The organism is Stenotrophomonas panacihumi (genome assembly GCF_001431645.1).
Taxonomy (GTDB): Bacteria; Pseudomonadota; Gammaproteobacteria; order Xanthomonadales; family Xanthomonadaceae; genus Stenotrophomonas_A; species Stenotrophomonas_A panacihumi.
This window is the reverse complement of the sequence record NZ_LLXU01000095.1, coordinates 1-20,305: the sequence shown is the minus strand read 5'-3', so window position 1 is coordinate 20,305 and position 20,305 is coordinate 1. Positions and strand designations below refer to the sequence as shown.

The window sequence follows — 20,305 nt, the reverse complement described above, 5'->3', positions numbered from 1 at the left end:
CGGTCAGCCCAGCCAGCCCTGCGCGCGCACGTACTCGAACAACGCCGCATCGGTGGTCACGCCGAGTTTGCGCATGGCGTCCTTCTTCTGCTTGCTCACCGTCTTGCTGCCGCTGCCGAGCCGGTCGGCCACCTCGGTGGGCGTGGCGCCCAGTGCCAGCATGCGCACGACCTCGGTTTCGCGTGGTGACAGGCGCGGCGGCGGCGAGGCATCGCCGCCGGGCGTATGCAGCATCGCCAGCTTGTGGCGAAACGTGGCGCTGATGAAGCGCCGCCGGCGTGACGCCGAGAGGATCGCCGTCGGCAGTTCATCCATCGAGGAGCTCTTGTCCACCACCGCCAGCACGCCATGCGCCAGCAGGATCTGGATCATCCCCGGGTTGCCCATCATGGTCAGTACCACGATCGGCAGCAGCGGGTAACGCCGGCGCACCTCGCCGATCAGCGACAGGCCGTCGGCCTCGCCGGTGTCGGGCATCGAGTAATCGGTCACGAGCACGTCGCAAGCGGTATCGGCCAGGCGGGCGTAGGTCTCCCGGACCGAATGCGCCTCGGCGGCGACGTGCAGCTGGGAGGCGTTCTTGAGAATCGCACGAACCCCTGCCAATACCACGGGGTGATCGTCCGCGACGACAACATTGAGGGCCTGCGTTTCCATGGGGCACCTTGGTTCGACATGGGCCGGGCGAGCGGCGCAGTGAAAGAAGCGGCCAGCGCTTAATTGCGGCGGAGTGCGTAAACGCCGCGTGAGGGCGGGACCGAGCCCGCGCAGGATGCGGGATGCCCGCTGAAAGCTGTCGTGCGAATGCTTGGTGAATACGAATAGTCGCATGGGCACGGCGGGCTGCTGCGGCTAGTCCCGCGAGATACCTCATGCCGCCGAACGCGTTGGCCGCACCGCCAGCGTCGATCCAGTGCGCGCACCTTCTTGGATTCGTCGCATGGAGCTCCGTGCGGCCGCTTCGTTCAATAACCCCACCCATTGCGGGCCGACAGCGCAACCGGCGCCACGGCATCCCGGGCAGTGCGGCCAATCAACGGTGTCATATGCAGAGTTTGATCAAGAAGTGCGCGGCGGAATCCCTCGGAACTTTCTGGCTGGTGCTGGGTGGCTGCGGCAGCGCGGTGTTCGCCGCGCAGGCGGGCGGTGATTCCAATCCGCTGGGGCTGGGCTATCTGGGCGTGTCGCTGGCGTTCGGCGTGGCGGTGGCCACGGCAGCCTTCGCCTTCGGCCCGGTCTCCGGTGGCCACTTCAACCCGGCGGTGAGCTTCGGGCTGTGGATCGCCGGCCGCTTCCCGGGCCGGCATCTGCCGGCCTACGTGGTGGCGCAGGTGGTCGGCGGCCTGCTGGCGGGCGCGCTGATGTGGGTGATCGTCACCGCCAATCCGGATTTCCTGTCGTTCGGCGGCGCGGGCACTTTCGCCACGAACGGCTTCGGGAACTTCTCGCCTGGCGGCTACCCGATGGAGGTCGCATTCCTGGCCGAGGCCGTGCTGACCGCGGTGTTCCTGTGCGTGATCCTCGCCGTCACCCGGCCGCGTGCCACGGCCGGCGCGGCCCCCTTGGCGATCGGCGCGGCGCTCGCGCTGATCCACATGATCTCCATCCCGCTGACCAATACCTCGGTCAACCCGGCGCGCTCCACAGCCGTGGCGGCTTTTGTCGGCGAGAGCGCCGCGTACATGCCGATGCACCAGCTGTGGCTGTTCTGGCTGGCGCCGTGCGTCGGCGCGCTGGCCGGCGCACTGGTGTACCGCTACGTCAACTCGGAGCGGGCGGAAGCGGCGTGAGCGCGCTGACGCCGCTCTCCTTGGGTCTGCTCGCCTGCAGTTTTTTCCTGTTGACGTTGGGCGTGCTGGTGCCCCGTCTCTAGTTGTGTGTGTTGGACATTGCCATGCGTATTCTTGTCATCGAATCCCGGCGGGACGTCTCCGTCCCCCTCGTCAACCATCTCGAAAGCCTGCGCCACTGCGTGGACTTCGCCGCCGATGAATCGCTGGCGGTGCACCTGCTCAGCAACAATCGCTTCGACACCATCGTGATGGCCGAAAGGCTGGCCGACCGGCGCGGTTTCGATGCGTTGCGCAACCTGCGGCGCCTGATGCGCAGGCCCTTGCCCGTCCTGATGCTGGGCGCACCCGGCGCCGCCCCTCCGGTGCTGGGCGATGGGTTGGGGCCTGATGACTATCTCGTGCCTCCATATTCGCTGGACGCGATCACCGGCCGCCTGGGCATCCTGCGTCGACGCAAAGGCAAGTGCCGCGCACGCCTGCAGGTGGGCGACCTGGTGTTCGACGTGAACAACCACAGCGTCCACCGGCAGGGGCACGTGGTGGTCGTGGACGAGGCGCTGCTGCCGGTGCTGCAGGCGTTGATGGAAGCCTCGCCCAAGCGCGTGTCGTTCCGGGAGCTGGGCAGTTGCCTGCTCGACGAACAGGCGCCGGTGGCCGATGCACGCGTCCGCGTGCGGATGCGTGCCTTGCGCGAAGCAGTGGACATGCCTTTCCAGTCGCCCATGATCCGCAACCGGCGCGACGGCTTCTGCATCCTGCCGCCCGATGTGTCGCCGCTATCCCAGGAGAAGCCTTCTTCGCGGCGGCCGGCCACGCGTCGGGTTCTTCCCGCGGTGCATGCCCTTTGACGGCAGGATGCCATCGACGCGTCCCGGCGGAAATTTCCAATGGAGGATGCCGTCTCGCAGGCGAAGAATGGATTCCGGCATCGGCCTTGGCCCCGCGCGGCATTCGCCGCCAGGGGTAGCAGGCTGCAGCCCGGCGCCTACCGGTTCCCGTTCCGCCGGTAGGCGTCGTCATTTCCGGGCTACGGGCCCATGAAATACCCCGCACGCCCCTTCGGGGCCGGCGGTCCGCCAGGCGGCGGGCGGCCCGGGAAGCGCGGATTTGTTAGAATCCCGTTTTCCTTTGATCGAATCACCACGGACATGATCGAACTCAATCCCGTCCGCCAGCGCATCGCCGACCTGAAGGGTCGGCTGGATGCGCTGAGGGGGTACCTTTGACTACGACAGCAAGGTCGAACGTCTCGAAGAAGTAAACCGGGAGCTGGAAAGCCCCGATGTCTGGAATAACGCCGAACGCGCCCAGGCGCTGGGCCGTGAGCGCAGCTCGCTGGAAAAGGTCGTCATCGGCATCAGCACGCTGACCGAAGGCTTGACCGGCGGCGAAGAACTGCTGGAACTGGCCGAGATGGAAGGCGATGAGTCCACCGCCGAAGCCGTCGTCGCCGACGTCGAGCGCTATGCACGCGACGTGGAGAAGCTGGAATTCCAGCGCATGTTCTCCGGCCAGATGGACAGCGCCAACGCCTTTGTCGATATCCAGGCCGGTGCTGGCGGTACCGAAGCCCAGGACTGGGCGGAAATTCTCCTGCGCATGTACCTGCGCTGGGCCGAATCGCGTGGCTGGAAGACCGAGCTGCTGGAAGTCTCCGGTGGTGAAGTGGCGGGCATCAAGTCGGCCACGTTCCGCGTGGAAGGCGATTTCGCCTACGGCTGGCTGAAGACCGAGACCGGCGTGCACCGCCTGGTGCGCAAGTCGCCGTTCGACTCGGACAACCGCCGCCATACCAGCTTCACCTCGCTGTTCGTCTCGCCGGAAGTCGATGACAAGATCGACATCCAGATCAACCCGGCCGACCTGAAGACCGACGTGTACCGTTCCTCGGGCGCCGGTGGCCAGCACGTCAACAAGACCGAGTCGGCGGTGCGCATTACCCACGTGCCGAGCGGCATCGTGGTGGCCTGCCAGACCGAACGCAGCCAGCACGCCAACCGCGACCGCGCGATGAAGATGCTCGCCGCCAAGCTGTACGAGCTGGAGATCCAGAAGCGCAACGCCGAGAAGGATGCGGTCGAAGCGACCAAGTCCGATATCGGCTGGGGCAGCCAGATCCGCAACTACGTGCTGGACCAGAGCCGCATCAAGGACCTGCGTACCGGCATCGAGCGCAGCGATACCCAGAAGGTGCTCGACGGCGACCTGGACGAATTCGTCGAGGCCAGCCTGAAGTCCGGCCTGGAAGTCGGCTCCAAACGCATCGACGCCTGACCCGCGCGGGCGCCGCCTGCGCCCGCGTCCCGCCGGTGGCCGTTCGGCCACCGGCCCGTTAACCTCCCTCACCACACGATCCCCAAGCCATCGCCATGACCGAGCAGACCCCCGCGCCGCAGACCCCCGTCGACGAGAACAGCCTCATCGCCGAGCGTCGCGCCAAACTCGGCGCGCTGCGCGAGAAGGGCATCGCCTACCCGAACGATTTCCGTCGCGACCATTACGCCGGCGACCTGCAGGCCGAGTTCGCCGATGCCGAGCACTGGACCGCCGAAGCGCTGGAAGCCGAGCCGCGCGTGGTGCGCCTGGCCGGCCGCCTGATGGCCAAGCGGGTCATGGGCAAGGCCAGCTTCGGCCAGATCCAGGACGAGTCCGAGCGCATCCAGCTGTTCCTGCAGGCCAACACGCTGGGCGAGGCCTATGACGCGTTCAAGGGCTGGGACGTGGGCGACATCATCGGCGTCGAAGGCCAGCTGACCCGCACGCGCACCGGCGAGCTGTCGGTGAAGGCGACCTCGCTGCGCCTGCTGACCAAGTCGCTGCGCCCGCTGCCGGACAAGTGGCACGGCCTGTCGGACGTGGAGCAGCGCTACCGCCAGCGTTACGTCGACCTGATCGTGACCCCGGAAGCGCGCGAGGTCTTCATCAAGCGCTCGAAGATCATCCGCGCGATCCGCTCCTGGCTCGACGCGCGCCGCTTCCTGGAAGTGGAAACGCCGATGATGCATTACATCCCCGGCGGCGCCACGGCCAAGCCGTTCACCACCCACCACAACGCGCTGGACCTGCAGCTGTACCTGCGCGTGGCGCCGGAGCTGTACCTCAAGCGCCTGGTCGTGGGCGGGCTGGAGCGCGTGTACGAGATCAACCGCAATTTCCGCAACGAGGGCGTGTCGACCCGGCACAACCCCGAATTCACCATGCTCGAGCTCTACGAGGCCTACGCCACGTACCACGAGATCATGGACCTGACCGAGAACGTCATCCGCGATGCCGCGCAGTCCGTGCTGGGCACGACGCAGGCCGAGTGGGATGGCGTGCAGATCGACCTGGGGCCGAAGTTCCGCCGCTGGCGCATGGATGAAGCCGTGCGCCACCACAACCCGGAAATCAGTGCCGCCGACTGCACCGACCGTGACGCCCTGCGCGCGCACTGCGAGCGCCTGAAGATCAAGTTCAAGCCGTCCTACGGCTGGGGCAAGCTGCTGCTGGAAATCTTCGAGGTCACCGTCGAGCACACCCTGGTGCAGCCGACCTTCATCACCGACCACCCGGTCGAGGTCTCGCCGCTGGCCCGCGCCAGCGACACCGAGCCGGGCTACACCGACCGCTTCGAGCTGTTCATCAACGGCAAGGAGCTGGCCAACGGCTTCTCCGAGCTCAACGACCCCGAGGACCAGGCCGCACGCTTCAAGGCGCAGGTCGAGGCGAAGGAGGGCGGGGACGACGAAGCCATGCATTTCGACGCCGATTACATCCGTGCGCTGGAGTACGGCTTGGCGCCGACCGGTGGCCTGGGCATCGGCATCGACCGGCTGGTCATGCTGCTCACCGGCAGCACCTCGATCCGCGACGTGCTGCTGTTCCCCTACATGCGCCCGGAAAACTGACTGCGCGAGCCGTACCCGGGGAGGTGCGGCTGGCATATTTCCTGCTTATGCTTGGCAGGGGCCGATGGGCTTCCAGGGCCGTCGGCTTCCCGTCGCAAGGGGCGCCGGTTACACGGCGGTTTTGCGTTCTCTGACCATAGGAGGATCGCGCATGCAGGATGTCGCGGGATACCAGCGTCCAGGCGTATCGTTGCCCGTCAGCCAGGCCGGCTGGACGGAACGGACGGATACGGGCTTGAACATTGTCATCGTGGATGACCAGACGTCCGCCCGGACCATGCTGCGGCATGTGATCGAGGACATCGCACCGGAGTTGAAGGTCCACGATTTCGGCGACCCGCTCGCCGCATTGGCGTGGTGCGAGGCGGGGCATGTGGACCTGCTGCTGCTCGACTACCGCATGCCGGGCATGGACGGGCTGGAGTTCGCCCGCCGCCTGCGCCGGCTGCCCAGCCATCGGGACATCCCGATCATCCTGATCACCGTGGTCGGCGACGAGCCGATCCGCCAGGCCGCGCTGGAAGCCGGCGTGATCGATTTCCTGGTCAAGCCGATCCGCCCGCGCGAACTGCGTGCCCGCTGCAGCAACCTGCTGCAGCTGCGCCAGCAAAGCGAGAACGTGAAGCAGCGGGCGCTGTCGCTGGAGCAGCGGCTGCTGGCCACCATGCACGAGGTCGAGGAGCGCGAGCGCGAGACGCTGTCGCGCCTGGCGCGCGCGATCGAGTACCGCGACGCCGGCACCAGCGCCTACCTGGAGCGCATGTCGCACGTCGCCGGCCTGATCGCCGAGCAGCTCGGCCTGTCCGAGGACGAGGTGCGCATCATCGAGGCCGCCGCGCCGCTGCACGACATGGGCAAGATCGCCATCCCCGACTCGGTGCTGCTGAAGGAAGGCAAGCTCGACGAGGATGAGCTGGCGATCATGCGCCGCCACCCGCGCATCGGCTACGAACTGCTCAGCGGCAGCCAGAACCGCTTCATCCAGGTGGGCGCGCTGATCGCGCTGCGCCACCACGAGCGCTATGACGGCAGCGGCTACCCGGATGGCCTGGTCGGCGAGGCCATCCCGCTGGAGGCGCGCATCGTGGCCGTCGCCGACGTGTTCGATGCGCTGGTCTCGCCGCGCCCGTACAAGGAGGCCTGGACGATGGAAGCCACGCTGGCCTACCTGTATGCCCAGCGCGGCCGCCTGTTCGACCCGCGCTGCGTGGACGCGCTGATCCGCGGCCGTGAAGCGCTGCAGCACATCTGCGATCGCTTCTCCACCGCATCGGCCAGGCCGGGGCTGTGAAAAGCTGGCCAGCCGTCGCGTGGGTGAAGCAGCGCCTGGCCCGGCGGCCGGACAGCGAGCACGCGCAGAACCTGATCCGCATCGTCATCACCGCCCTGTTCATGGGCTACCTGGGCTGGCGCTGGGCCCATCATGACCACGGCGACACCCTGCCGCTGACCTGGCTGATCCTGCTGTTCGAACTCACCGTCGCGGTCTGCCTGATGACGGCGATCCTCGCCCGGCCGGGCGTCTCGCACGTGCGCCGCTGCATCGGCATGTTCACCGATTACGTGTGCATGGGTGCCATCATGGCGATCCAGGGCGAGCCGGCCGCGCCGCTCTACGCCGTGTGCATGTGGGTGACCATCGGCAACGGCATGCGCTACGGCAGCAACTACCTGCGCGCGGCCACCGCGATGGGCGGGCTGTGCTTCCTGGCGGCCATCGTGTTCTCGCCCTACTGGCAGGCCAACGCCTATCTCTCCTGGGGCCTGTTGCTGGGCCTGATCGCCATCCCGCTGTACTTCGATTCACTGCTGCACGCGCTGACCCGCGCGGTCAGCGAGGCGCGCCATGCCAACGAGGCCAAGAGCCGCTTCCTGGCCAACATGAGCCACGAGTTCCGCACGCCGCTCAACGGCCTGTCGGGCATGACCGAGGTGCTGGCCACCACCCAGCTCGACAGCGAGCAGCGCGAGTGCCTGGGCACCATCCAGGCCTCGGCGCGCAGCCTGCTGTCGCTGGTGGAGGAAGTGCTGGATATCTCCGCCATCGAGGCCGGCAAGGTCCGCATCGACCGCGAGGACTTCTCGCTGCGCGAGCTGGTCTCGGCGATCGGCCTGATCCTGCTGCCGCAGGCGCGCGGCAAGGGGCTGGACTACCGCGTGGACATCGCCGCCGACGTGCCCGACTGGGTGAGCAGCGACCCGGGCCACCTGCGCCAGGTGCTGCTCAACCTGGCGGGCAACGCGGTGAAGTTCACCGACGAAGGTTTCGTCCTGCTGCGCGTACGCAACCTCGGCGATGCCGGGGTGGTGCGTGGGCGGGCGCGGCTGCGCTTCGAAATCCTCGACACCGGCATCGGCGTGCCCGCGGCGATGCGCGACCGCCTGTTCGACGCGTTCGAGCAGGCCGACGTCGGCCTGGCGCGCCGCTACGAGGGCACCGGCCTGGGCACGACCATCGCCAAGGGCCTGGTCGAGGCGATGGGCGGCGAGATCGGCCACCAGGACCACGTGCCGCGCGGCAGCCTGTTCTGGTTCGAAGTGCCGATCGACGTGGGCACCGTCGCCGCCAACGAGGCGGAGGGCGAACAGGGCGTGGAGCGCATCGAGGAGTCGGGTGACTCCAACGTCATCGCCTTCTCCAACCCGTTCCTGCGCCATCGGGCACGCGTGCGCAGCATGCGCATCCTGGTCGCCGACGACCACGAGGCCAACCGCATGGTGCTGCAACGCCTGCTGGAGAAGGCCGGCCACCGCGTGGTCTGCGTCAACGGCGCCGAGCAGGTGCTGGACTTGTTGTCCGACGCGGATTTCGATGCGGTGATCGTCGACCTGCACATGCCGGGCATGAGTGGCCTGGACATGCTCAAGCAGCTGCGCGTGATGCAGGCCAGCGGCCTGCCGTATACCCCGGTGATGGTGCTCAGCGCCGACGTCACGCCCGATTCGATCCGTCGCTGCCAGCAGGCGGGCGCCTACGCGTTCCTCGCCAAGCCGGTCATGGCGGTGAAGCTGCTCGACACGCTGGCCGAGATCGCCGCCAACGGGCGCATGGCCCCGGCCGGCGGCAACGTGCTGGTGCATGACGCCACGCGCGCCAGCGACACCGTGCTCGACCCGGGCGTGCTCGACGAGCTCGCCGCCCTGGGCATGGGCGACGGTTTCGAACAGCAGTTCATCGCCCAGTGCCTGAGCGATACGCAGGACTGCATGAGCGCCATCGGCGAGGCGGGCGAGGCCGGCCAGTGGGAGCGCCTGCGCGAACATGCCCACGCCCTGCGGGGCGTGGCCAGCAACCTCGGCCTGGTGGCGGTGGCGACCGGTGGCGGGGAGCTGATGCGCATGCCCGACTGGCAGGTGCAGGGCGAATGGCGGCAACGCGCCGCCCGCCTGCGCGAGCAGATCGGGCAGGGGCGTGCCGCGCTCGAGGCACGGGCCCAGGCGAACCGGGTCCGCACCGAGGAGCGTTCGCCCCGTCCCTGAGCGCGGGTCAGGCCAGCGCCGGCTCGGCGCGACGGCTCTGGGCGCGGACCAACCGGTCCATCGTGCGCAGGGACTTCTCGCCGAGCGTCATCGCCGTGTCCACCCAGATCTCGGTGATCCGCATCATTTCCTCCAGCGGCACCGAGGTCGCCAGCTCGCGGACCTTGTGCATCGCCGCGCGCGCATGCGGGATGCGCTTGCTGTCGCGGATGACCTGCTCGACCGCCGCCACGCCTTCGCCGGTCGGCACGACGATGTCCACCAGGCCCATCTCGTGCAGCTCGCGGGCGCTGTAGAGGTTGCCTTCGAGCATCAGCTTCTCGGCCAGGCGCGGCGCCACGCGCTGGCACATGAAGGAATAGGCGCCCATGCCGGGGAACAGGTCGAACAGCACCTCCGGCAGGCCCATCATCACGTGTTCCTCGGCGACGATCGTGTGGCAGCTCAGCGCCGCCTCGAAGCCACCGCCCAGCGCATTGCCCTGTACCAGCGCGATGCTGTGCGCGTGCACGCCCAGGCCATCGTGGAAGGCATGCACGCCGGTGACGCAGCGACGCGCGTAATCGAGCAGGGTGGCGCGGTCCTGTTCGCGGATCAGGCGGCAGAACAGTTCAAGGTCGCCGCCGAGGTTGTAGACGTCGCTGTCCGAGGCCAGCACCACGTGCGGGGTGAGGGCGCCCTTGAGGGTGAGGCGACGGCCCAGCTGGCGCTGGTAGTCGACGATCTCGTCCACCAGGCGCGAGGAGAAGCAGGCGCGGCCCGGCTGGGTGACCAGGTTGGCGTGCATGTTGATCCAGTACACATCGCGCTCGGTCTCTTCGACAACGCGCAGGGTGCGGGTGGAGATGTGCTGGGGGAACGGGTGGACGACAGACATGTGGATTCTCCGTGAAGACCGTCCGGTCGGCCGCCTTGCGGACGGAGAAGATTGAGGGGGAAACGAGGAGGGAGCGCGCGCCGACGACCGATTCTATGCGCCCAAAGTGAAACGCCCGCAAGCCGGGGGCTCACGGGCGCTTCAGGTGGGCGGGCGGCGGGCGCGGGGCCCGCGTCACGCTCAGGCAGCGGGCGTGGCGTCGCGCAGTTCGCGGCGCAGGATCTTGCCGACGTTGGTCTTGGGCAATTCCTTGCGGAACTCCACGATGCGCGGATGCTTGTAACCGGTGAGGTTGGCGCGCGCGTGTTCCTTGACCTGCTCGGCTGTGAGGTTCGGGTCCTTCTTGACGATCACCACCTTCACCACCTCGCCGGACTTCTCGTCCGGCACGCCGACCGCGGCCACTTCGGCCACGCCCGGCATCATCGCGATGACGTCCTCGATCTCGTTCGGATACACGTTGAAGCCGGAGACCAGGATCATGTCCTTCTTGCGGTCGACGATATAGAAGAAGCCCTTCTCGTCCATCCGCGCGATATCGCCGGTGTGCATCCAGCCGTCGGCGTCGATTGCCTGGGCGGTTTCCTCCGGGCGCTGCCAGTAGCCCTTCATCACCTGCGGGCCCTTGATGCACAGCTCGCCGATCTCGCCCTGCGGCAGGCTGTTGCCGGCATCGTCCTTGACGCATGCGTCGGTGGAGGGAATCGGCAGGCCGATCGCGCCGTTGTACTCGGCCAGGTCCAGCGGGTTGATGCAGGCCGCCGGCGAGGTTTCGGTCAGGCCGTAGGCCTCCACCAGGGTGACGCCGGTGACCTTCTTCCAGCGCTCGGCGACCGAGCGCTGCACGGCCATGCCGCCGCCCAGGGTCATCTTCAGCGTGGAGAAGTCGATCTGGTCGAAGCCCGGCGTGTTGAGCAGGCCGTTGAACAGCGTGTTGACGCCGGTGATGGCGGTGAAGCGCGCGCCCTTGAGCTCCTTGACGAAGCCGGGCATGTCGCGCGGATTGCTGATGAGGTGGTTGCAGCCGCCCAGCTTCATGAAGACCAGGCCGTTCGCCGTCAACGCGAAGATGTGGTACAGCGGCAGCGCGGTGATGACCACTTCATGGCCTTCCTGCAGCTTGCCGGTCGCCGCGATCCACGCATGCGCCTGCTGCATGTTCGCCACCAGGTTGCGGTGCGTGAGCATCGCGCCCTTCGCCACGCCGGTGGTGCCGCCGGTGTACTGCAGGAAGGCGATGTCGTCGCCCTCGATGTCCAGCGCCGGCACGGTGTGCTTGCGGCCCAGCGCCAGCGTGTCGCGGAAGCGGATCGCGCCATGCACGCGGTAATCGGGCACCAGCTTCTTGATGTACTTGACCACGAAGTTGACCAGCGGCCCCTTCGGGAAGCCGAGCATGTCGCCCAGGCCGGTGGTGATGACCTGGCGCACCGGCGTCTCGCCGATCACCTGCTCGACGGTGTTGCCGAAGTTGTCGATGGCCACCAGCACGCTGGCGCCGGCGTCGACGAGCTGGTGCTTCAGCTCGCGCCCGGTGTACAGCGGGTTGACGTTCACCACCGTCAGGCCGGCGCGCAGGATGCCGAACGTGGCGATCGGGTACTGCAGGCAGTTGGGCATCATCAGGGCGACGCGGTCGCCCTTCTTCAGCTGCAGCTCGCCGAGCAGGTAGCCGGCGAACTGGCGCGAGAGCTCATCGACCTGCGCGTAGGTCAGCGTCTTGCCGAAGCTGGAATAGGCGGGGCGGTCACCGAACTTCTTGACCGAGGTCTGGAACACGTCGGCAATGGTGTGGAACTCGTCCGCGTCGATCTCGGCGGGAACGCCGTGCGGATAACTTTGCAACCAAGGACGCGCCTGACTCATTCTGCCCCCCTCCAGGGTATTGGGTGATCGACCGCGGGGTGGAACGCACCTGGGTCGCATGTGAGGATACCGTTCCGAATGGAAAAGGCGAAGAGCAGGTGAAGATGCGGAGCCGATCGGGCGGGATTTGGACGCTGCTGCTGGCCTGTTGCGTGCTTTTGGCGGCCTGCCGGCACGAACCCCCGGAGCAGCGCCTGCGCGCGGAAGTGGCGCGGATGCAGGCCGGGCTCGAGGCCCGCCAGCCCGACGCGGTCATGGAAGGCGTCGCCGAGGACTTCCGCGGCAGCGGCGGGCTGGATCGCGACATGCTGCGTCGCACCATGCAGTTGCAGCTGCTGGCGCGCGGGAAAGTCGGGGTCACGCTGGGGCGGCTGCGGGTGGAGATGGGGCAGGGCAGCGCCACGGTCCGCTTCGATGCGCTGCTCACCGGCGGCGATGGCCGCTGGCTGCCCGACGAGGCGCGGGCCTATGAAGTGGAGACCGGCTGGCGGGAAGTCGGCGGCGACTGGCGCCTGGTCAGCGCCGAGTGGACGCCGGTGGGCGAAGGCTGAGCCCGCCGCCCTCTCCCCGCCTGGGAGGAGAGGGCGCGCGGTTCGATCAGGCCGCCTTGCGCGCGGCGAGCTGGCGCAGCACGTACTGCAGCAGGCCGCCGTGCTTGAAGTACTCAACTTCCTTGGGCGTCAGCAGCATGACCGCGACCTGGAACTGCTTGGCGCTGCCATCGGCCTTGCGCGCGGTCACGGTGGCGCGCTTGCTGGCGCCGTCTTCCAGGCCGGTGACGTCGAACGATTCCGACCCGTCCAGCCCCAGCGTCTGCGCGTTCTCGCCGCCGAGGAACTGCAGCGGCAGCACGCCCATGCCGACCAGGTTGGAGCGGTGGATGCGCTCGAAGCTCTCGGCGATCACCGCCTTCACCCCAAGCAGGTTGGTGCCCTTGGCTGCCCAGTCGCGCGAAGACCCGGTGCCGTATTCCTTGCCGGCCACCACCACCAGCGGCACGCCGTCGGCCTTGTACTTCATCGCCGCGTCGTAGATCGCCAGCTTCTCCGGTGAACCGCCGCCGGCCGGGTAATACAGCGTGTTGCCGCCTTCCTCGCCGCCGAACATCAGGTTCTTGATGCGGATGTTGGCGAAGGTGCCGCGTACCATCACGTCGTCATTGCCGCGGCGGCTGCCATAGCTGTTGAAGTCGGCCGGCTGCACGCCGCGCGCCTGCAGGAAGCGGCCGGCGGGCGAATCCTTCTTGATGTTGCCGGCCGGGGAGATGTGGTCGGTGGTGATCGAATCGCCGAACAGGCCCAGCACGCGCGCGCCGTGCACGTCCTCGATGCGCCCGGTCTGCATCGTCATGCCTTCGAAGTACGGCGGGTTCTTGATGTAGGTCGAGCTGGCGTCCCATTCGTACAGGTCGCCATCGGGCGAGGCGATGGTGTTCCAGCGGGTGTCGCCCTTGAACACGTCGGCGTAGTTCTGCTTGAACATCTCCGGGCCAAGCGTGGCAGAGATGACGTCGCCGATCTCCTGGTTGCTCGGCCAGATGTCGCGCAGGTACACCGGCTGGCCATCGCGGCCGGTGCCGAGCGGCTCGGTGGTCAGGTCGATGTCGGTGGTGCCGGCGATGGCGTAGGCGACCACCAGCGGCGGCGAGGCCAGGTAGTTCATCTTGACCTCGGGGTGCACGCGGCCCTCGAAGTTGCGGTTGCCCGAGAGCACCGAGGTCACCACCAGGTCACCGGCGGCGATGCCGGCGCTGACTTCGGTGGGCAGCGGGCCGGAGTTGCCGATGCAGGTGGTGCAGCCGTAGCCGACGACGTAGAAGCCGAGCTTCTCCAGTTCGGTCAGCACGCCGGCCTTTTCGAGGTAATCGGTGACCACGCGCGAGCCCGGCCCGAGCGAGGTCTTCACCCACGGCTTGCGGTTGAGCCCCTTGGCGGCCGCGTTGCGGGCGAGCAGGCCGGCGCCGATCATCACCGCCGGGTTGGAGGTGTTGGTGCACGAGGTGATGGCGGCGATCACCACCGCGCCATCCTTCAGCCGCACCTTGGCGTTTTCGATCTCGATGTCGGCATAGCCGATGGCGAGCTGTTCGTTGCCGACCGCCGCGCCGCCGCCCTCGTTGACGAAGTTGGAGACGTCGCTGCTGCGTTTGTCGCGGCCGGTGGTGAGGCTGCCGAGGTTGTCGCGGTAGTTCTTCTGCACGTCCTGCAGCAGCACGCGGTCCTGCGGGCGCTTGGGGCCGGCCAGCGAAGGCTTCACCTCGCCCATGTCCAGTTCCAGCGTGGCGCTGTAGCTGGCGTGCGCGCTGCCCGCTTCATGCCACAGGCCCTGCGCCTTGGCGTAGGCCTCGACCAGCGCGATCTGCTCCTCGCTGCGGCCGGACAGGCGCAGGTAGTTCAGCGATTCGGCGTCGATCGGGAAAATGCCGCAGGTGGCGCCGTATTCCGGGGCCATGTTGCCGATGGTGGCGCGGTCGGCGAGCGGCAGGTGCTGCAGGCCGTCGCCGTAGAATTCGACGAACTTGCCGACCACGCCGAGCTTGCGCAGCATCTGGGTGACGGTGAGCACCAGGTCGGTGGCGGTGGCGCCTTCCGGCAGCTTGCCGGTGAGCTTGAAGCCGACGACCTGCGGGATGAGCATCGAGGAAGGCTGGCCGAGCATGGCCGCTTCGGCCTCGATGCCGCCCACGCCCCAGCCGAGCACGCCGATGCCATTGATCATGGTGGTGTGGCTGTCGGTACCGAACACGGTATCCGGGTAGGCGACGGGCTTGCCATCCTTCTCGCCGGTCATGACGACGCGGGCGAGGTTCTCCAGGTTGACCTGGTGGACGATGCCGGTGTTCGGCGGGACGACCTTGAAGTCGTTGAAGGCCTTTTGGCCCCAGCGCAGGAAGCCGTAGCGTTCCTTGTTGCGCTGGAATTCGATCTGGCCGTTGAGGTCCAGGGCGTCGGGCTTGCCGAAGACGTCGACCTGCACGGAGTGGTCGATGACCAGTTCGGAGGGAATCTGCGGGTTGATCTGTTCGGGCTTGCCGCCGAGCTTGACGACGGCGTCGCGCATGGCGGCCAAATCGACGACGCAGGGCACGCCGGTGAAGTCCTGCAGCACGACGCGCGCGGGCATGAAGGCGATTTCGGTATCCGGCTCGGCCTTCGGGTCCCACTTCGCCACGGCCTCGATGTGTTCCTTGCCGACGGTGATGCCGCCGTCTTCATGCCGGAGCAGGTTCTCCAGCAGGATCTTCATCGAGTAGGGGAGGTGGGCGAGGTCGAAGTGCTTGCCCAGTGCCGGAAGGCTGAAATAGTCGTACTGCTGGCCGTTGACCTCGAGCGAGGCGCGGGTGGAGAAGGAATCATGCATGCGGGGTTCTCCTTTGAAACTCCATGCGGGCGGCCGACGCGGGGTCGACGGCTGGCGGCGCGCTGTACGCGCCTGTGTGTTCGCTCTACAGCTTACCCATGAATATGTAGGGAGAGTGTCATCCCGGTGCTGGGTGGCGGTGGGATGCTGGGTTCCAGAGGGGAGGGATTGGCGGCCTGGGCCGCGGGTTTTTGGGGTTTGCGTTTGTGGTGGGTTTTCGTGGCCTTCGATGTTGATCGGCTCGCATTGGGTTGTGCACGGCCTGCGGGGGTGGGGCCCTTTCGGGACACGCCGTGAACCCATCCATGGGGGCTCGTCGGCGCCATCCATGGCGCCAACGGTCCCGAAAGGGCCCCACCCCCACAGTCCCTCCAGATACCCACGACCGGACACCAACAGCGCCAGCCCTCTCCGATCACCACCTCCTCCCGTAAGCGGCTTCCACCGCGACCGGAAGATCAAAGGCAAAGTGGTATTTGGAGAATGGAGGAAGGTTCAGACGAGCGCTTCGGCTTTTGCTCTTGCCTTTGCTCTTCCCTACCCCCTCTCCTGCGCGCCTTTAACGAAGTGGGAACACTGACGCGCCTAGCGCCGGCCGGCCGTATAGGGGCGTCAGCGGGCCATGGATGGCCCGCGTGCGGCGAGTCGAACAGGATGTTCGCCCGAGCCGTGACGACGCTATGCGGCAGGCCGGTGCCCGCACCGTAAGCCGCCGCCAATAGCCGCAACCTGCAGCGCGCCCTCAAAAAAATCACCCCCCAGCTTCAGACTCCTTGACCCTGAACCAGGTCGCATAAAGCACCGGCAAGAACACCAGCGTCAGCACCGTACCCACGATCAACCCACCCATGATCGCCACCGCCATCGACCCATAGAACGCACTGCGCGACAGCGGAATCATCGCCAGCACCGCCGCCAGCGCGGTCAACACGATCGGGCGGAAACGCCGCACCGTCGCATCCAGGATCGCGTGCCAGCGATCATGCCCGGCATCGATGTCCTGCTGGATCTGGTCCACCAGGATCACCGAATTGCGCATGATCATGCCCGCCAGCGCGATCGTGCCCAGCATCGCCACGAAGCCGAACGGCATCTGGAACAACAACAGGAACAGCGTGGCGCCGATGATGCCCAGCGGCGCGGTCACCAGCACCATCGCCATGCGCGAGAAACTGCGCAGCTGCAACATTAACAGCGTCACCACCACGATCAAGAACAGCGGCATGCCCGCGTTGATCGAGTTCTGGCCACGCGCCGAATCCTCCACCGTGCCGCCCACTTCCAGCAGGTAGCCGTCCGGCAACTGCGAACGGATGCCGTCCAGCGTCGGCAGGATCTGCTGCGTCACCGCCGGCGGCAGCATGTGGTCGGCGATGTCCGCGCGCACGGTCACCGTGGGCAGGCGGTCGCGGTGCCAGATGATGCCGTCCTCGAACGCCGGCTCCAGGCGCGCTACCTGCGACAACGGCACGCTGCCGCCATCGCCGGTCGGAATGCCCAGGCCCGCCAGCCCTTCCAAGCTCGCACGCTCGTTCTCCGGGCCACGCAGCAACATCTCGATCAGCTCGTTGTCCTCGCGATAGGTGCTCACGCTCAGGCCCGAAAGGGAACTGGACAGGAACTGCGAGATTTGCGCGCTGGTGATGCCGAACGCGCGCGCACGATCCTGGTCGATCACCACGCGCACGATCTTGCTCGGCTCGTCCCAGTCCAGGTTGACGTTGGTGACGTGCGGGTTGGCCCGCACCTTCTCGGCCACCTGCCGCGCCAGCGCCTGCACGCGTTCGATGTGCTCGCCCGATACGCGGAACTGCACCGGGTAGCCCACCGGCGGGCCGTTCTCCAGCCGGGTCACGCGGAACTGCAGCTGCGGGAACTGCGGCGCGACTTCATGCAGCAGCCAGTCGCGCAGGGTTTCGCGCGCATGGGTGTCCTTGGCCAACACCACGAACTGGGAGAAGTTCGTCGCCGGCAGCTGCTGGTCCAGCGGCAAGTAGAAGCGCGGCGAGCCGGTGCCGATGTAGGCAACGTAGTTGTCGATGTCCGTGCGCTTGGCCAGCAGCTTCTCCAGCTGATGGGCCTGGGCGTCGGTCGAACGCAGCGAGGCGCCCTCGGCCAGTTCCAGGTCCACCATCAGCTCGGGGCGCGTGGAGTCCGGGAAGAACTGCTGCGGCACGAAGCGGAACAGCATCAGCGAGCCGACGAACAACAGCACGGTCGCGGCGATCACCCACCAGCGATGGCGCATGCACGCTTCCAGGAAGCCGCGGAAGCGGCGGTAGAACGGCCGCTGGTAAGGGTCGTGCTGGTGTTCTTGGTGCAGCGGCGCGGGCTTGATCCAGCGGCCAAAGGCCGCGTGGCGGTCGGCCCACGCCTCGCGGCGCGCACGCCAGCGCGCGGCCAGGCTGCCCGGCTTCGGCGGCTGCGGGTGGGCCAGGTCGGGCAGCATCTTGTCGCCCAGGTAGGGAATGAACAGCACCGCGGCCACCCACGACACCAGCAGCGCGATGGTCACCACCTGGAACAGCGAGCGGGTGTATTCACCCGTACTCGAGGCCGCGGTGGCGATGGGCAGGAAGCCGGCGGCGGTGATCAGCGTGCCGGTGAGCATCGGGAAGGCGGTGGATGTCCAGGCGAAACTGGCCGCGCGCATTCGGTCGTAGCCCTGTTCCATCTTGATGGCCATCATCTCCACCGCGATGATCGCGTCATCCACCAGCAAGCCCAGCGCCAGCACCAGCGCGCCCAGCGAAATCTTGTGCAGGCCGATGCCGAAGTAATGCATTACCGCAAAGGTCATCGCCAGCACCAGCGGGATCGACACCGCCACCACCAAACCGGTGCGCAGGCCCAGCGAAAACAGGCTTACCGCCAGCACGATGATCACCGCCTCGGTGAGCACGTGCACGAACTCGCCCACCGAATCCTTCACCGCATGCGGCTGGTCGGAGACCTTGCGCAGCTGCATGCCGGTCGGCAGCGTCTTCTGCAGGCGGTCGAACTCGCTGTCCAGCGTGCTGCCCAGCCGCAGGATGTCGCCACCGTCCTTCATCGCCACGGCAATGCCGATGGCGTCTTCGCCCATGAAGCGCATCTTCGGTGCCGCCGGGTCGGAGAACCCGCGGTGCACGGTGGCGATGTCGCCCAGCCGCACGGTGCGGCCGTTGGCGTGGATGGGGAACTCGTTGATCTCCTCCACCGAGTTCAACTGGCCGGTCACGCGCAGCTGCACGCGTTCGCCGGCGGTCTCGACGAAACCGGAGGGGGCCATCGCGTTCTGCTGCTTGAGCGCGTCCTGCACGGCGCTCATCGGCACGCCGAGCGTGGCCAACTTCGTGTTGGAGATCTCGACCCAGATCTTTTCATCCTGCAGGCCGACCAGGTCGACCTTGCCCACGTCCGGCACGCGCTGCAATTCCAGCTGGATGCGGTCGGCGTAGTCCTTCATCACCGCGTAGTCGAAGCCGTTGCCGGTAAGCGCGTAGATGTTGCCGAAGGTGTCGCCGAATTCGTCGTTGAAGAACGGGCCGACCACTTCCGACGGCAGGTTGGCCTTGATGTCGCCCACCCGCTTGCGCACCTGGTACCAGAGCTCGGGGATGTCGCTGGACTTCATCGAGTCGCGCGCCATGAAGATGATCTGCGACTCGCCCGGGCGCGAGTACGAGCGGATGAACTCGTACTCGCCGGTGTTCATCAGCGCCTTCTCGATGCGCTCGGTGACCTCGCGCGAGACCTGCTCGGCGGTGGCGCCGGGCCACAGGGTGCGCACCACCATCGCCTTGAAGGTGAACGGCGGGTCTTCGGACTGGCCCAGGTGGCGGTAGGACCACGCACCGATGAGCGCCATGGCGATCATCGCGTACAGCACGAGCGCGCGATTGGTGAGCGCCCATTCGGAGAGATTGAAACGACGCATGTGGGGTATCCGCAGGGGTCGGGGGCGTCAGCGCTGCGCGGCGGGCGCGGCGGCGGGAGTGCGCAGCGGGCGGTTGCTGCGGTCGACCGGGGTGACCTGCTCGCCGTCGCGCAGCAGGTGGCCGCCGGCGGCGACAACCCAGTCGTTGGCCGCGATGCCCGACAGCACCGGCACCTGGTCGCTGCCATAGCCGCCGATCTTCACCGCCTGCGCGTGCACCTTGCCGTCGGCGAGGTTCACCACCCACACCGAGGTGGCGTCCTGCGCGCCGCGCTGGATCGCGGTGAGCGGCAGGGTCAGCCCGCCGTTGTCGGCGCCGGCGAGGTAGACGCGCGCGCTCTGGCCCAGCTCCACCGACGCCAGCGCTTCGGGCGCCAGCGCCACGCGGGTGGCATAGGTGCGGGTCTGCGAATCGGCCGCCGGGGCGATCTCGCGGATCGTGCCGGCCAGGCGTTCGCCCGGGCGGTTCCACAATTCGATCTCCGCCGGCTGGCCGACGCTGAAGCGGCGTCCGTCCGATTCGGGCAGGTTGATGGCGATCTCGCGCGCGCCATCGGCGGCGAGGGTGAACACCGTCTGCCCGGCGGCGACCACCTGCCCCGCTTCGGCCTGGCGGCTGGCGATCACGCCATCGGCCGGCGCCACCAGGTGCGTGTAGGCCGCCTGGTTGCGGGCGACGTCCAGGCTGGCGCGCGCGGCCTCGGCCTGGTTCTGCGCGGCCTTGTAGGCGGCGTTCTGCGCGTCATAAGTAGAACGGCTCACCAGCTGCTGGTCGACCAGCTTGGCGTAGCGCTGGAAGTCGTCGCGCGCGCGGGCCAGGTCCGCCTGCGCCGATTCGTACTGCGCCTGCGCCGAGCGCGCCTGCAGGGCGAGGTCGGCCGGATCGAGTTCGGCCAGCACCTGCCCGCGCTGCACGCGCTCGCCGGCATCCACCCGCCGCTTGACGATGTGCCCGCCCACGCGGAACGCCAGCTCGCTCTCCTGCTTGGCGCGCACTTCGCCGGGATAGGTCGCCATGCCGCGGCCTTCGGCGCGCGCGGGCTGCACCACCAGCGCGGGCGGCGCCGGCGGGGCCGGCTTGTCGCCACCGCCGCAGCCGGACAAAAGAAGAGCGAACAGGCTA

General features: G+C 67.6%; 13 protein-coding genes. 7 read left to right on the top strand and 6 right to left on the bottom strand.

Features of this window, described 5'->3' with window-relative positions; genetic code table 11:
- Positions 1–3: 3 nt before the first annotated feature.
- Positions 4–657: a response regulator gene (locus ARC20_RS12365; protein WP_161809490.1), complete on the bottom strand. Its 654-nt coding sequence runs from the start codon at positions 655–657 to the stop codon at positions 4–6.
- Between the two features lie 389 nt (positions 658–1,046).
- Here ARC20_RS12365 and aqpZ point away from each other — a divergent pair, with 389 nt between their 5' ends.
- The 6 genes from aqpZ (at position 1,047) to ARC20_RS12335 (ending at position 9,160) form a co-directional block, all read left to right on the top strand.
- Positions 1,047–1,790 (top strand): aquaporin Z, encoded by a 744-nt coding sequence (gene aqpZ / locus ARC20_RS12360; protein ID WP_202595448.1) that lies wholly within the window; start codon positions 1,047–1,049, stop codon positions 1,788–1,790.
- Between the two features lie 104 nt (positions 1,791–1,894).
- The gene (locus ARC20_RS18650) at positions 1,895–2,641 is read left to right on the top strand and encodes a response regulator transcription factor (protein ID WP_181360152.1); all 747 of its coding nucleotides are present in this window, start codon (positions 1,895–1,897) and stop codon (positions 2,639–2,641) included.
- A 300-nt stretch (positions 2,642–2,941) separates the two neighbouring features.
- Positions 2,942–4,067 (top strand): peptide chain release factor 2 gene (gene prfB, locus ARC20_RS12350; RefSeq protein ID WP_108143497.1). Its coding sequence is split into 2 segments (ribosomal slippage): positions 2,942–3,016 and positions 3,018–4,067, totalling 1,125 coding nucleotides; the frame shifts between segments, so codons are not numbered across the junction.
- Positions 4,068–4,162: 95 nt separating this feature from the next.
- Positions 4,163–5,680 (top strand): lysine--tRNA ligase, encoded by a 1,518-nt coding sequence (lysS, locus tag ARC20_RS12345; RefSeq protein WP_057647552.1) that lies wholly within the window; start codon positions 4,163–4,165, stop codon positions 5,678–5,680.
- A gap of 151 nt (positions 5,681–5,831) precedes the next feature.
- The gene (gene rpfG, locus ARC20_RS12340; RefSeq protein WP_057647550.1) at positions 5,832–6,971 is read left to right on the top strand and encodes a cyclic di-GMP phosphodiesterase response regulator RpfG; all 1,140 of its coding nucleotides are present in this window, start codon (positions 5,832–5,834) and stop codon (positions 6,969–6,971) included.
- The gene (locus ARC20_RS12335) at positions 6,968–9,160 is read left to right on the top strand and encodes a response regulator (protein WP_057647548.1); all 2,193 of its coding nucleotides are present in this window, start codon (positions 6,968–6,970) and stop codon (positions 9,158–9,160) included. Before rpfG ends, ARC20_RS12335 begins: the two co-directional genes overlap by 4 nt.
- Positions 9,161–9,167: 7 nt before the next feature.
- Here the strand turns inward: ARC20_RS12335 and rpfF are convergent, their stop codons facing one another.
- Positions 9,168–10,037, bottom strand: coding sequence for a diffusible signal factor synthase RpfF (rpfF, locus tag ARC20_RS12330; RefSeq protein WP_057647545.1), 870 nt, complete (start codon positions 10,035–10,037; stop codon positions 9,168–9,170).
- 180 nt (positions 10,038–10,217) lie between these two features.
- Positions 10,218–11,903 (bottom strand): fatty acyl-CoA ligase RpfB, encoded by a 1,686-nt coding sequence (gene rpfB / locus ARC20_RS12325; protein ID WP_057647544.1) that lies wholly within the window; start codon positions 11,901–11,903, stop codon positions 10,218–10,220.
- 104 nt (positions 11,904–12,007) lie between these two features.
- Here rpfB and ARC20_RS12320 point away from each other — a divergent pair, with 104 nt between their 5' ends.
- The gene (locus ARC20_RS12320) at positions 12,008–12,454 is read left to right on the top strand and encodes a Cif family virulence factor (RefSeq protein WP_081418181.1); all 447 of its coding nucleotides are present in this window, start codon (positions 12,008–12,010) and stop codon (positions 12,452–12,454) included.
- Positions 12,455–12,500: 46 nt separating this feature from the next.
- On the opposite strand, the gene acnA is transcribed toward ARC20_RS12320, so the two are convergent.
- From acnA to ARC20_RS12305, 3 genes are all read right to left on the bottom strand, one after another.
- A complete protein-coding gene (gene acnA, locus ARC20_RS12315; RefSeq protein ID WP_057647542.1) occupies positions 12,501–15,263 on the bottom strand; it encodes an aconitate hydratase AcnA in 2,763 nt (920 codons plus the stop codon).
- 751 nt (positions 15,264–16,014) lie between these two features.
- A complete protein-coding gene (locus tag ARC20_RS12310; RefSeq protein ID WP_057647540.1) occupies positions 16,015–19,182 on the bottom strand; it encodes an efflux RND transporter permease subunit in 3,168 nt (1,055 codons plus the stop codon).
- A gap of 27 nt (positions 19,183–19,209) precedes the next feature.
- Positions 19,210–20,301: an efflux RND transporter periplasmic adaptor subunit gene (locus tag ARC20_RS12305; protein WP_057647538.1), complete on the bottom strand. Its 1,092-nt coding sequence runs from the start codon at positions 20,299–20,301 to the stop codon at positions 19,210–19,212.
- Between the last annotated feature and the right edge of the window lie 4 nt (positions 20,302–20,305).

Bases quoted from the DNA above. Each gene is read 5' to 3' on its own strand.
- ARC20_RS12365 (WP_161809490.1), bottom strand. From the start codon at position 657: ATGGAAACGCAGGCCCTCAATGTTGTCGTCGCGGACGATCACCCCGTG.
- aqpZ (WP_202595448.1), top strand. From the start codon at position 1,047: ATGCAGAGTTTGATCAAGAAGTGCGCGGCGGAATCCCTCGGAACTTTC.
- ARC20_RS18650 (WP_181360152.1), top strand. From the start codon at position 1,895: ATGCGTATTCTTGTCATCGAATCCCGGCGGGACGTCTCCGTCCCCCTC.
- lysS (WP_057647552.1), top strand. From the start codon at position 4,163: ATGACCGAGCAGACCCCCGCGCCGCAGACCCCCGTCGACGAGAACAGC.
- rpfG (WP_057647550.1), top strand. From the start codon at position 5,832: ATGCAGGATGTCGCGGGATACCAGCGTCCAGGCGTATCGTTGCCCGTC.
- rpfF (WP_057647545.1), bottom strand. From the start codon at position 10,037: ATGTCTGTCGTCCACCCGTTCCCCCAGCACATCTCCACCCGCACCCTG.
- rpfB (WP_057647544.1), bottom strand. From the start codon at position 11,903: ATGAGTCAGGCGCGTCCTTGGTTGCAAAGTTATCCGCACGGCGTTCCC.
- ARC20_RS12320 (WP_081418181.1), top strand. From the start codon at position 12,008: ATGCGGAGCCGATCGGGCGGGATTTGGACGCTGCTGCTGGCCTGTTGC.
- acnA (WP_057647542.1), bottom strand. From the start codon at position 15,263: ATGCATGATTCCTTCTCCACCCGCGCCTCGCTCGAGGTCAACGGCCAG.
- ARC20_RS12310 (WP_057647540.1), bottom strand. From the start codon at position 19,182: ATGCGTCGTTTCAATCTCTCCGAATGGGCGCTCACCAATCGCGCGCTC.